Annotated in this window: 14 protein-coding genes; 11 read left to right on the forward strand and 3 right to left on the reverse strand. The window is 35.4% G+C overall.

The features are described from left to right. The first annotated feature begins 122 nt into the window (after nucleotides 1–122). On the forward strand, nucleotides 123–701 hold the full coding sequence (locus EKM02_RS04575; RefSeq protein WP_126452536.1) for a cytochrome b/b6 domain-containing protein: 579 nt from the start codon (nucleotides 123–125) through the stop codon (nucleotides 699–701). A gap of 205 nt (nucleotides 702–906) precedes the next feature. Here EKM02_RS04575 and EKM02_RS04580 read toward each other — a convergent pair whose 3' ends face one another. From EKM02_RS04580 to EKM02_RS04590, 3 genes are all read right to left on the reverse strand, one after another. After that, on the reverse strand, nucleotides 907–1,392 hold the full coding sequence (locus EKM02_RS04580) for a hypothetical protein (RefSeq protein WP_126452538.1): 486 nt from the start codon (nucleotides 1,390–1,392) through the stop codon (nucleotides 907–909). A gap of 265 nt (nucleotides 1,393–1,657) precedes the next feature. Further along, nucleotides 1,658–3,238 (reverse strand): NADP-dependent glyceraldehyde-3-phosphate dehydrogenase, encoded by a 1,581-nt coding sequence (locus tag EKM02_RS04585; RefSeq protein WP_126452540.1) that lies wholly within the window; start codon nucleotides 3,236–3,238, stop codon nucleotides 1,658–1,660. Nucleotides 3,239–3,489: 251 nt separating this feature from the next. Beyond that, the gene (locus EKM02_RS04590) at nucleotides 3,490–3,801 is read right to left on the reverse strand and encodes a rhodanese-like domain-containing protein (protein ID WP_126452542.1); all 312 of its coding nucleotides are present in this window, start codon (nucleotides 3,799–3,801) and stop codon (nucleotides 3,490–3,492) included. A gap of 272 nt (nucleotides 3,802–4,073) precedes the next feature. Here EKM02_RS04590 and EKM02_RS04595 point away from each other — a divergent pair, with 272 nt between their 5' ends. From EKM02_RS04595 to EKM02_RS04635, 10 genes are all read left to right on the forward strand, one after another. Continuing rightward, on the forward strand, nucleotides 4,074–4,700 hold the full coding sequence (locus tag EKM02_RS04595; protein ID WP_126452544.1) for a Crp/Fnr family transcriptional regulator: 627 nt from the start codon (nucleotides 4,074–4,076) through the stop codon (nucleotides 4,698–4,700). 69 nt (nucleotides 4,701–4,769) lie between these two features. Further along, nucleotides 4,770–5,558 carry a sulfite exporter TauE/SafE family protein gene (locus EKM02_RS04600; RefSeq protein WP_126452546.1) on the forward strand — a complete coding sequence of 263 codons (789 nt, stop codon included), beginning with the start codon at nucleotides 4,770–4,772 and terminating at the stop codon, nucleotides 5,556–5,558. 80 nt (nucleotides 5,559–5,638) lie between these two features. Then, nucleotides 5,639–7,054, forward strand: a complete 1,416-nt coding sequence (locus EKM02_RS04605) for an MBL fold metallo-hydrolase (protein ID WP_126452548.1) — start codon at nucleotides 5,639–5,641, stop codon at nucleotides 7,052–7,054. 59 nt (nucleotides 7,055–7,113) lie between these two features. Then, nucleotides 7,114–7,740, forward strand: coding sequence for a methyltransferase domain-containing protein (locus tag EKM02_RS04610; RefSeq protein ID WP_234423151.1), 627 nt, complete (start codon nucleotides 7,114–7,116; stop codon nucleotides 7,738–7,740). A 38-nt stretch (nucleotides 7,741–7,778) separates the two neighbouring features. Then, nucleotides 7,779–7,949 carry a hypothetical protein gene (locus EKM02_RS14965; RefSeq protein ID WP_234423152.1) on the forward strand — a complete coding sequence of 57 codons (171 nt, stop codon included), beginning with the start codon at nucleotides 7,779–7,781 and terminating at the stop codon, nucleotides 7,947–7,949. 218 nt (nucleotides 7,950–8,167) lie between these two features. Further along, nucleotides 8,168–8,623, forward strand: coding sequence for a MarR family winged helix-turn-helix transcriptional regulator (locus EKM02_RS04615; RefSeq protein WP_126452549.1), 456 nt, complete (start codon nucleotides 8,168–8,170; stop codon nucleotides 8,621–8,623). A 14-nt stretch (nucleotides 8,624–8,637) separates the two neighbouring features. Continuing rightward, nucleotides 8,638–9,270 carry an NAD(P)H-dependent oxidoreductase gene (locus EKM02_RS04620; protein ID WP_126452551.1) on the forward strand — a complete coding sequence of 211 codons (633 nt, stop codon included), beginning with the start codon at nucleotides 8,638–8,640 and terminating at the stop codon, nucleotides 9,268–9,270. Between the two features lie 35 nt (nucleotides 9,271–9,305). Beyond that, complete coding sequence (locus tag EKM02_RS04625) at nucleotides 9,306–9,875, forward strand: YceI family protein (protein WP_126452553.1); 570 nt, start codon at nucleotides 9,306–9,308, stop codon at nucleotides 9,873–9,875. A 361-nt stretch (nucleotides 9,876–10,236) separates the two neighbouring features. After that, nucleotides 10,237–11,637, forward strand: a complete 1,401-nt coding sequence (locus EKM02_RS04630) for an anthranilate synthase component I family protein (RefSeq protein ID WP_126452555.1) — start codon at nucleotides 10,237–10,239, stop codon at nucleotides 11,635–11,637. A 144-nt stretch (nucleotides 11,638–11,781) separates the two neighbouring features. Continuing rightward, entirely contained in the window at nucleotides 11,782–12,348 is a 567-nt protein-coding gene (locus tag EKM02_RS04635) for an anthranilate synthase component II (RefSeq protein ID WP_126452557.1), read from the forward strand. The last annotated feature ends 40 nt before the right edge of the window (nucleotides 12,349–12,388 follow it).

A 12,388-nucleotide genomic window follows, 5' to 3' on the forward strand; every position in this document is an offset into this window, starting at 1 on the left:
CATTCTTCATTGCCTTTCATTATAATCTGCGTACTTTAAATTAATTAAACCCACATTCTTTCTAAAATTGTATTGCGATCAAAACTGACTCTTAAACCATAACAACCCAATTCTGATAAATCATGAAATCCAGAAATTACTCCGCCATTTACCGAATCATGCACTGGTCAATAGCCTTTTGTATGACGTTAATGCTTATTACCATATTTCTTAGGATGACCTGGATGAACAAAAATAATGTTGCACTGATCATGCAAGACTATCTTTCAACCACAAATCAATCCTTATCCCAGGATCAGCTTATTTTGCTTGCTAAAAAAATAAGAAAACCCATGTGGGATTGGCACGTTTATATTGGTTATGCGTTAGTGGGGCTGTACAGTATCAGATTGGCGCTTCCCTTTTTTGGACACATGAAATTCTCCAATCCCTTTACTAAAGGATTAGTATTTAAAGAAAAAATCCAGTGTTGGACGTATTTAGTTTTTTATGCTTGTGTGGCAATTTCCCTAATCACCGGTTTAATCATCGTTTTGGGTCCAGAAAATAGTAAGAAATCAATGGAAGATATACATGACCTTTCCATTTATTATTTATTGACCTTTATTGTAATTCACTTGGCGACTATTTTCTTTTCTGAATTTACGAACCAACAAGGATTGATTTCTAGAATAATAAGTGGTTCACAAAAAAAGAACTAAAATTAAAGATTATTCAAAGGGAATGCTTAATAATAGTATCTTAAAATCAATTTGTTACTTCATTTTATCTAATTTTAAAATATCCCATTACACACTGATTGTTACTTACTGTTAATCAAATTGAATCCGACAAAATATTTGAATCTTGTTGGCAGAAATTGCACTTTTGATGTTTTGAGAAATATTTTTTATGCTGTTGAATTAATTATTTTACACCAACACAATCAACACTTGTAAATTTATATTTCACGTTATCAAAATCTATAGGTACGCCTTTCACAAAATAAGAAGCTCCTAAATAAGTTTCAATTTTTCCATTACCTAAAATGAGTTCGTTCCCATTCTTTAACATTGCCAATGGATTTTTATACGTTATTTTATCATAAGTTCCTTGAATAAACGAGTAGTCAGCAAATAATGTATCGCCTCGGAATTCGCCGTTGATTTTTCCAGTTTTTTTGGGCATGTTAAAAATCTTCATCACCATGTTTCCTGTAATTTTTCCGTTTTGCAGAGTGCTAATTTCTAAATCAATGGTGTCATTTTCGAACAAAGCTTTATAACACTGAACGTTTATTGGCTTTTCAGCTTGGGCTTGCACAGCATCTGTAGCGTTCAGATTTTGATTTTTTTTACAACTTTCGAACCCAAAGCAAGCTAATAGTAAACAAAAAAGGATTAGATTTTTCATGTAAGTATATATTTAGTTAATAATTGCACTTCGTAAAAAGTATAAAGATAAAGTTTCTTTTTAAGCTTTTTAGATAATTTCACCTAAATAAGGATTTGTCCATCAGGTATTAATTCTATAAACCCTACTATTTTATGGCGCTATTAGCAGGTGATGTTTTTGAAATATGTCGTTTAAAATCCTAAAATATATTTCAAAGAGGAATGCTAAGGCCAAAAAAAAGCCGGCTCGAAAAAATGAGCCGGCTTTTTTTGATTATAAAAGATTATAAAATATAATCGGTATTAATAAAATTAGATTCTTTACTGCTCAATAATTCCTGTAAAATAGCATTGTTATAGGCATTGTCTTTAGAGGCTACAAAGGTTCTAATTGAGAACGAGCGCAACGCATCATGAATACTCAGTGTTCCTACTGCTGAATCTTTTCGTCCTGTAAACGGTAAAACATCCGGACCTCTTTGGCAAGAACTATTCAGGTTTACTCTGCACACTAAATTCACCAAAGCATCAATAAGTGGCGCAATAGTTTTAATATCTTTTCCAAATAAACTTACTTGTTGCCCATAATTCGATTCGGCCATATCATTCAAAGGTTCCTGAATGTCTTTGAAAGAAATAATAGGCACCACAGGACCAAATTGCTCTTCGTTATACACACGCATTTCTTTATTTACTGGAAATAAAACAGCCGGAAAGATGTAATTAGAATAATGCTGTCCTCCCTTTTCATTAATTATAATAGCTCCTTTACTAGTAGCATCATCAATCAATTCCTGAATGTAGGCTGGTTTTTCTTTTTCTGGTAAAGGCGTCAGAAACACGGAGGCCTCCCACGGATTTCCAAAAACTAAGGCATCCACTTTGGCAGCAAAACGCGTATTGAACTCCTCAACAATAGACTCATGCACATACAAAACTTTCAAAGCCGTACAACGCTGTCCATTAAACGATAAAGAACCACCAATACACTCTTGGATGGCCAAGTCTAAATCAGCATCCGGAAGAACTATAGCAGGGTTTTTCGCCTCTAAGCCTAGGATCAAACGCAATCTGTTTTTATTAGGATGCTGGTCTTGTAATGCAATCGCTGATGTACTGTTTCCTATCAAAGCCAAAATAGCTACTTTACCGGATTTCATTATTGGAGAAGCCACTTCACGTCCGCGACCGTATACAATATTGATGGCTCCTTTTGGAAAACTGCTTCTAAAAGCTTCTAATAAAGGGGAGATCAACAGCACACCATGTTTTGCCGGTTTAAAAATTACTGGGTTCCCCATGATCAATGCTGGAATGAGCAACGAAAAAGTCTCATTCAACGGATAATTATAAGGCCCAAGGCATAAAACAACTCCAAGTGGTCCTCTACGAACCATCGCGTTTACTCCCTGAACTTTAGAAAAATGAGCACTACGGCTGTTCAATTCTTTTAAACTGTCAATAGTGTCATATATATATTCTACAGTTCTGTCAAATTCTTTTTCAGAATCACCCAATGATTTTCCTATTTCCCACATCAATAGTTTAACTACGTCTGTACGGGTCGTTTTCATTTGAGTAACAAAGTTTTCCATACACTTTATCCGATCCGCCACTTTCATCGTAGGCCATAATCCTTGACCGTTATTGTACGCTGCATTGGCTGCATTTACCGCCTCTAGCGCTTCCGTTTCCCCCATAAATGGAATAGAGCCTAAAATAGTTGGACCATATTCTTCCGTGGATGAAATTGTTGAAAAAACAGGAGTTGTCTGGCCGGTCCATTTTTTTAATTCTCCATCAATTAAGTACGTATCTTGATTTAATAAAGTGCTAATTTTAAATTCTTCTGGTATTACATTCATAAAGATAGATATTATATTTATAATTTGATCCCGCCACGATATGGGTATGTGTTACTTGCTATACTGTTCTACAAAATAAAGACTTAATGACACCTGTATTGAAGCATTATGTTAATTAAACTTACTGCTATTTAATGTATTAATGGTAAAAAAAAGATTCCCTAAGTAGTGTGATTTCTAATTAAACCCACACAAAAAGTGGTGAAATCTATAATTTAAATATTCAAAAGGTGCATTACCCTCTTTGTGCTTTATGGAGCTACTACTTCTCCATCCCATTCAATAATTCCGCCCATTAAATTGTAGGCATTTTCAAAACCAAGCTGATTCATTATTTCGCATGCTTTTGCACTTCGCATTCCGGAGCGACAATACACATAATACTTTTTATTTTTGTCCAAAGCTTCTATTTCAGTTACAAAATCTTGGCCGCTGTGAATATCAATATTGATGGCATTGGCAATATAGCCTTCGCTAAATTCATCTTCGGTTCTCACGTCGAGAATTACTGCATTTTCATCAGCTTCAAATTGAGAAACCCAATCTTCTTGTGTTAAATTCATAATGATGTTTTTTGTAAAAATACAACGTTTTTACCAAACAATAAACGTAACAATTGTTAATTAGATGTTTTTATTAAAAAATCATTTTCGCAAAACATTAAACATCAATAAACTAAAACTAACGCTTGAACTCTTATTAGAAATAGTCTATTAAATCCATAGACAACAAGCCATAAATCAGAGGCTTGGACACTGTTATAGTCTGAAAAACAGCCTTTTTTTTGAGTTTTTTATACTACTTTTACACGGCAGAATATAGAAAAAAATAAAAAATGCTCGATTCCATAAAAAAAATATTTCCCTTATTTTCTACTGAACTAGTCAAAGATGTGGATGCAAATGCTGCGATCCAATCTTTCAAAACTGGTGATATCATCATGCGTACCGGACAGTACATAAAAAACACTGTATTGGTAATCAATGGGAAAATTAAGGTCTATCGAGAAGATGAAAATGGAGGAGAGTTTTTTATGTATTATTTACAACCCGGTCAGGCTTGTGCCATTTCCATGATATGTGCCACCAAAAATGAAAAAAGCCAAATCATGGCTAAAGTCGTTGAAGATGTTGAATTAATCTTAGTGCCCTTACCCTTGATGGACAAGTGGATGATGCAACACCGCAGCTGGTATGAATTTGTAATTGACACGTACAGAAGTCGTTTTGAGGAGGTTCTCGAAGTCGTTGACAGCATTGCTTTCCGTGCGATGGATGAGCGATTGGAATTTTATCTAAAACGCCATGCCGATGTTTGTGGTTGTAAAGAATTGAAACTCTCCCATCAGGAAATCGCATCAGAGCTTAATACCTCAAGAGAAGTAATATCGCGTTTGTTAAAAAAAATGGAACAACGCGGCATTGTGGCCTTACACCGCAATAACATTGAACTGTTAAAATAAAATTTACGCCCTGAAGCGGTGTTTTTGTGCAACTATTTTTAAAAATCAGAGCTTCAAAAAAATGTTACGATGGAATATTTAGGCTATTTTGCTTCAGTTATTATTGGTCTTTCTTTGGGTTTAATTGGCGGTGGCGGATCCATACTTGCCGTTCCCATACTGGTATATCTCTTTAATATCAATCCTGAACTAGCCACCAGTTATTCGTTATTTATAGTCGGAATAACAGCTATGATTGGGAGCTACAGCCAGTACAAACTCGGTAATTTAAAAATAAAACCAGCGTTAGCCTTTGCGATTCCTTCTCTTCTCTCTTTACTTTTTGTACGAGAAATTGTGTTGCCAAAAATTCCGGCCATTATTTTCACACTCCACCATTTTGAAGTATCAAAAAATCTTTTGATTCTGATTGTGTTTGCGTGCCTTATGATTGCCACGTCCGTATCGATGATCAAAAAGGCAACACCAAAAAAAACTCTTCAAAAAGACAATTTCGGTAAGATAGCCCTCATTGGACTATTAGTAGGTTTCCTTACTGGTTTTTTAGGCGCTGGTGGTGGTTTTTTGATCATTCCGGCCTTGCTTTTCTTCGCAAATTTACCCATGAAACAAGCTATTGGCACCTCTTTGTTGATTATCTTTATTACTTCGTTAATTGGTTTTGGCGGCGATGTGTTAAACGGTATCAGCATCAATTTCAGACTGCTTTTTACCATTTCGGCAATTGCCATCCTGGGACTATTCATTGGCACCTATTTATCTAAAAAAATCGATGGCGCAAAACTAAAACCGGCTTTTGGTTGGTTTTTGTTAGCTATGGGAATGTATATTATTATCAAAGAATTTCTCCTGAATTAAAAAAACAGAATGTAGCAATTGTTACCGTTTATCCTAAAAAACAAAAGTACATTTATACCATAAATTAAAAAAACGCAATCATGCAAATCGAACAAATATATACCGGATGTTTAGCACAAGGTGCGTATTATATTACTTCAAATGGGGAAGCAGCCATTATTGACCCGTTACGGGAAACCCAGCCCTATCTGGATCGATTAGAACGAGATGGTGTGCAATTAAAATACATTTTTGAAACTCATTTCCACGCTGATTTTGTTTCCGGTCACATAGATTTAAGCCGTCAAACTGGTGCTCCTATCGTTTATGGCCCAAATGCAACATGTGAATTTGAATGCATTTCTGCAAATGACGGACAGGAATTCAGCATTGGAAACATCAAAATAAAAGTACTACACACGCCGGGACATACCATGGAAAGCACCACTTTTTTATTGATAAACGAAAACGGAAAAAACCATGCCATTTTCTCCGGTGACACCTTGTTCATTGGTGATGTGGGAAGACCGGATTTAGCCCAAAAAGCGGCACACATGACCCAGGAACAGCTGGCCACAACTTTATTTCATTCTTTACGAACAAAGATTATGACCTTGGCAGACGACGTCATCGTATATCCTGCTCACGGTGCAGGAAGTGCCTGTGGAAAAAACATGAGCAAGGAAACCGTTTCGACCATTGGCGACCAAAAAGCGACCAATTATGCATTGCGTGCGAACATGACGGAAGCTGAATTTGTTCATGAAGTCACCGAAGGTTTATTGCCTCCTCCAGCTTATTTTGGTATGAATGTGGCAATGAACAAAAAAGGATATGAAAGTTTTGAAAACGTTTTGAATCTGGGAATGCGTGCGCTTTCCCCTTCTGAATTTGAAGTAGCCGCTGAAGAAACCGGAGCTTTATTATTAGACACCCGTACTAACGGAGAATTTGCCAAAGGATTTATTCCGCAATCCATAAATATTGGGATTGATGGTGATTTTGCTCCTTGGGTAGGCACTTTAATTGCCAATGTGCAACAACCCATCCTGATTGTTTGTGAACCGGGACAAGAGGAAGAAACCGTTACGCGCTTGAGCCGTGTGGGTTTTGACAACTTAATGGGGCATCTGGCTGGTGGTTTTGATACCTGGGCAAAAGCAGGAAAAGAAATGGATACCGTACATAGAATTACTGCAGAACAATTTGCCAAGGAAGTAAAAATTGGCCAAAGCAAAGTAATCGACATTCGGAAAGAAAGTGAATACTCCGCAGAACATGTTGAGGAGTCCTACAGCAAGCCATTAGCAGCTATTAATGAATGGATCAAAGACGTAAATCCTAAAGCCCATTTTTACCTGCATTGTGCCGGTGGATACCGCAGTATGATTGCGGCTTCAATACTGGAAGCGCGGGGTTTTAGAAATTTTACTGAAATTGAAGGCGGTTTTAATGCTATTGCAAAAACGACTGCTCCTAAAACGGATTTCGTTTGCCAAAGCAAAATTTTGAAATAAAAATAATTTCAATGACAACGGCTGTTTCAAAGTAATGGCTATTTCAAAAAAATAAAATTATGGAGCATCTAAAATGTTGTGTCATTTCTAACAACGAACCGCTGGACCAAGGCTATTGGGAAGCACAATACAAAACCAAAACAACCGGTTGGGATTTAGGCCAAGTATCTCCGCCCATACAAAGGTATATCAATACTATAACTACTAAAAACAGTCGTGTTTTGATTCCCGGTTGTGGCAACAGCTACGAAGCGGAATATCTTCTGGAGCATGGATTTACAAATGTTACCATTATTGATATTGCTCCAACACCTGTTAGAGCTTTAAAAGAAAAATTTAAAAACAACCCTTCTATTAAGATTGTTTTAGGCGATTTCTTTACACATCAGGGAAACTATGATTTGATTATTGAGCAAACTTTTTTCTGCGCTTTGCCTCCAACAATGCGCCAGAAATACGTTTGGAAAATGCATCAACTCTTAGCTGAAGAAGGAATTCTGGCGGGATTATTATTCAATAGAACGTTTGAATCCGGACCTCCTTTTGGCGGAAGCAAAGAAGAATATGAGCTGATTTTCAAAGGTGCTTTTGACTTTTTGAAAATAGAGGTATCTAAAGATTCAATTGCACCAAGAGCAAATTCAGAGTTGTTTATCGAATTAAAAAAAACAGTCAGGTTGTTGTGAATTTATATGAGCTGGAAGGCATTACAGATAGCGACTGTATGGAAAAACTTATAGAAAAACTACTGGCAATTAACAGTGTTTTAAATGTAAGTATCAGCAGTAATTTTGCCCATGTGCTACTTGTGAGTAAAAATGAAATTACAACCGAAACATTACACGAAGTGACTGCTTATGACGAAAAGTACACGATCAAAAAAATAAAGAACTAAATTCAGATTCCTTTTTTAGACAGCAAAAATGAAAATATTATTATTTACAAATTGGCATATTATGCGCCGGGTGCGCCTCGTGTATAGGCTATATTTTTATTTGCACAAGCCAGTATCTTGGATAGCACTTAAAAAATAATTAACAAAAAAACCCAACACTTGTATATACAACTATAAAAAGTGTTACATTTGTACCAACAAATTACATATATACAAATATGAAAATTGAAGAAATTTTAAAAACAACTATACCAATAGATAATTCAAAAAAAATTATCCTTAATGTGTTGTACACACAAAATGTAATTGCAGAAAAATTTAATGAATTATTAAAACCTCACGAAATATCAGGAGAACAATACAATGTACTTCGAATATTAAGAGGCCAAAAAGGAAATCCTGCCAATATGTGGGCCATTCAGGAGCGAATGTTAGCCAAGACCAGTAACACCACTCGATTAGTTGACAAACTACTATTGAAAGCGTTTGTCACTCGAAAAGTGTGTCCTGAAAACAGACGTAAGATAGAAGTTCTGATTACACAAAAAGGATTGGATGTTTTAGCAGTATTAGATCCTAAAGTAATCGCACACGAAGCGTTTTTTTCAAAAAATTTGAGTGCAGAGGAAATCATTCAATTAAATCAATTATTAGAAAAATACAGAAACCAATAAATAGCACATATAATATGAACACCTTTTTAGACCACCAAAATTGGAGATACGCCACCAAAAAGTTTGACGCCACCAAGAAAATATCCAATGCAGATTTAAATATTCTAAAAGAAGCAATCCGTTTAAGTTCTTCTTCCTACGGATTGCAACCTTATAAAGTTATAATTGTTGAAAATCCTGAACTAAGAGCTAAAATTAGACCATCAGCTTGGGGACAATCGCAAATTATAGAGGCATCACACTTAATTATCTTTGCTAATGAAATTAACTTTGGCACAACCGGAATCGATAATTATTTTAAAAATACTAGTGAAATTAGACAAATTCCTCTAGAAAGTATGAAGGGGTATCAAGATTTGGTGATTAAAAACATCACCTCTCTTCCTGAAGAAATGCGAAATATCTGGACGGCAAAACAAACGTATTTGGCTTTAGGAAATTTATTGAATGCCGCTGCTGAACTTAAAATTGATGCCACACCCATGGAAGGTTTTGTTCCTGCCGAGGTCAATGAAATACTAGGTTTGGACAAATTAGGTTTAAATGCCACTTTAATAGCAACTATTGGCTATAGACACGAGGATGATGCAACACAACACAACAAAAAAGTTAGAAAATCAAACGAAGAATTATTTATCACATTATAATTATTAATCAAATTCAAAATTAAATATTCAAACACATGAAAAATTTCAAATCAATCGCATTAGCATTAGTAGTGGTTTTATCTACGGTATCAGTATCAGCGCAAACTAAAAAAGTTGATGCTGCAAAAAGCACCATCAACTGGACAGGAAAAAAAGTAACGGGACAACATGAAGGAACAGTCAATCTGAAAGATGGCGCATTAGTTTTTAAAGGAACAAAATTAGTTGGCGGTACCTTCAACGTAGACATGACCTCACTTGTGGCAACAGACTTAAAAGCAGGTCAAGGCAAAGAAAAATTAGAAGGCCACTTGAAATCAGAAGATTTTTTTGGAATTGAAAAATTTGCAACAGCAACCTTAGTATTCAAAAAATTAGTTACCAAAGCACCCAATGTGTACACTGTAACTGGAGATTTAACAATTAAAGGAATTACGAAACCAGTTACTTTTGATTTAACTACAACTGCAAATACAGCTTCAAGTACTGTAAAAATTGACAGAACAAAATATGACATCAAATACGGTTCTGGAAGTTTCTTTGACAACCTAGGAGATAAAGCAATTTCAGACGATTTTGCTTTAGCTGTTGCTTTGAAATTCTAAATTTAAGTACATTCGTTTTCTAACCCCAACAAGCAATTGTCGGGGTTTTATTTTAATAATTCTAGCCTGAAAATTTATTTAACAAAAAAACTATACTTTTCAACTTATTTCACGTCTAATATTTTTGAAAAATCAAATTTCATTTCTATATTTGTAGCAATAAAGAAAACATGAAAACAATTTTAAACAATACTTGGTGGTGGAACAATTTACGTCAGTCGTCGTGAACTAAGCTCCTATAGTATTATTAAAACTATAAATATAAAAGGCTTGTCATCACGACAGGCCTTTTTTTTGTTTCAAATTATAAATTAGAACACACATAGGATGCATCCTGTTGCTATCAAATAACAAAAACACAATGAAAACTTTGATATTAAATACCAAATACAAACAAATCCTGGCAGATACGATAACTCCTGTCAGCGTATATCTCAAAATTCGTGATAAATTTCCAAATAGTTTACTACTGGAAAGTAGCGACTATCATGGTAATGACAACAGTTTCTCCTATATTTGTTGTAATCCGATTGCTTCCATAAAAATAGAAAATGAAATCATCTACAAAACATTTCCTGATGGGAGTTTTGAGAAAATTGAAATTGATGCCAACACCAATATCCCGCAAGTAATTCAAGAATTTTCGGGTCAATTCAAATCCGAGAAAAACGATTTTAAATTCATCAATAATGGACTTTTTGGATATATTTCGTACGATGCTGTTCGTTACTTTGAAAAAGTGTCTATTGCCAAAAAAGAAAATAGCAATACCATTCCTGATGTGTATTATGCCGTGTACCAAAACATAATTGCTATTAATCATTTCAAGAATGAGGCCTATATTTTTTGTCATAGTTTAGATGGTAAAAACAACATTTCAGAAATTGAACAATTATTACAATCCCGAAATATTGCTTCTTATAAATTTTCGAAACAAGGAGACGGATTTTCAAATTTAACCGACGAAGAATTCAAACATAATGTGGCTTTAGCCAAAAAACATTGCTTTAGAGGTGATGTGTTCCAATTGGTTTTGTCAAGACGGTTTACACAAGGGTTCAAGGGCGATGAATTCAATGTATATAGAGCATTGAGAAGCATTAATCCTTCGCCTTATTTATTCTTTTTTGATTACGGTGATTTCAAAATATTTGGTTCTTCGCCCGAAGCCCAAATTATTGTCAAAGACCGCAAAGCTGAAATTCATCCTATTGCAGGAACTTTTAAAAGAACAGGCGATGATGAAAAAGATGCCATTCTTGCCAAAGAGCTATCCATTGATAAAAAAGAAAATAGTGAACATGTAATGTTGGTGGATTTAGCCCGAAATGATTTGAGCCGCAACGGTCATAATGTGAATGTAGAGAAATACAGGGAGGTGCAGTTTTTCTCACATGTCATTCACTTAGTTTCAAAAGTAACCGGACATTTACATGAAAAAGCTTCTACAATGCAGGTTGTAGCCGATACTTTTCCAGCTGGAACATTGAGTGGCGCTCCCAAACACAGAGCCATGCAACTGATTGAGGAGTATGAAAAAACAAATCGTAATTTTTATGGTGGTGCTATAGGTTTTATGGATTTTGAAGGTAATTTTAATCATGCGATTATGATTCGGACTTTCCTTAGTAAAAACCATCAATTGCATTCTCAAGCCGGCGCCGGAATTGTAGCCAGTTCAGATGAAGAAAGCGAAATGCAGGAAGTATATAATAAATTGAGGGCCTTAAATGCCGCTTTGGATTTAGCGGAGACAATATAAATCCCCTTCCCAACCCTCCCTGACGGGAAGGGAGCCAAATGTAAAAAAATTAGCAACTTATGAAGTTGTAAATAAAAATAACAATTAAAAAACCTATTTACCCCAATAGGTACTCCCCTCCTTCGGAGGGGTTGGGGGAGGAAAATGAAAAAAATACTAGTTATAGACAATTACGATAGTTTCACTTACAATTTAGTGCATTATCTGGAAGATTTAGATTGCGAAGTAACCGTTTATAGAAACGATGAATTTGACATTGATGAAATTGCCGTTTTCGATAAAATTCTTCTTTCGCCGGGACCCGGAATTCCGGATGAAGCGGGGTTACTCAAAGCAGTGATTCAAAAATATGGCCCTACAAAAAGTATTTTCGGGGTATGTTTAGGCCAACAAGCTATCGGAGAAGTTTACGGAGGAACGCTTTCCAATTTAGACAAAGTATATCACGGTGTGGCTACCAAGGTGAAAACAGTAGTAGATGATGACATTTTATTTGAAGGATTAGGAAACGAATTTGAAGTAGGACGGTATCATTCCTGGGTAGTTAATGCCAATTTACCGGATGTTCTAGAGGCAACTTCCTTTGATGAAAACGGGCAAGTAATGTCATTGCGCCACAAAACATACGATGTACGTGGTGTACAATTTCATCCCGAGAGTGTGTTGACTCCAAATGGAAAAAAGATGTTGGAGAACTGGGTTAAAAATTAGTCATAAAGTCAAATGTCATAAAGTTGAAAGACTTTAAGGC

The organism is Flavobacterium sp. RSP49 (assembly GCF_003968735.1).
Classification (GTDB): Bacteria; Bacteroidota; Bacteroidia; order Flavobacteriales; family Flavobacteriaceae; genus Flavobacterium.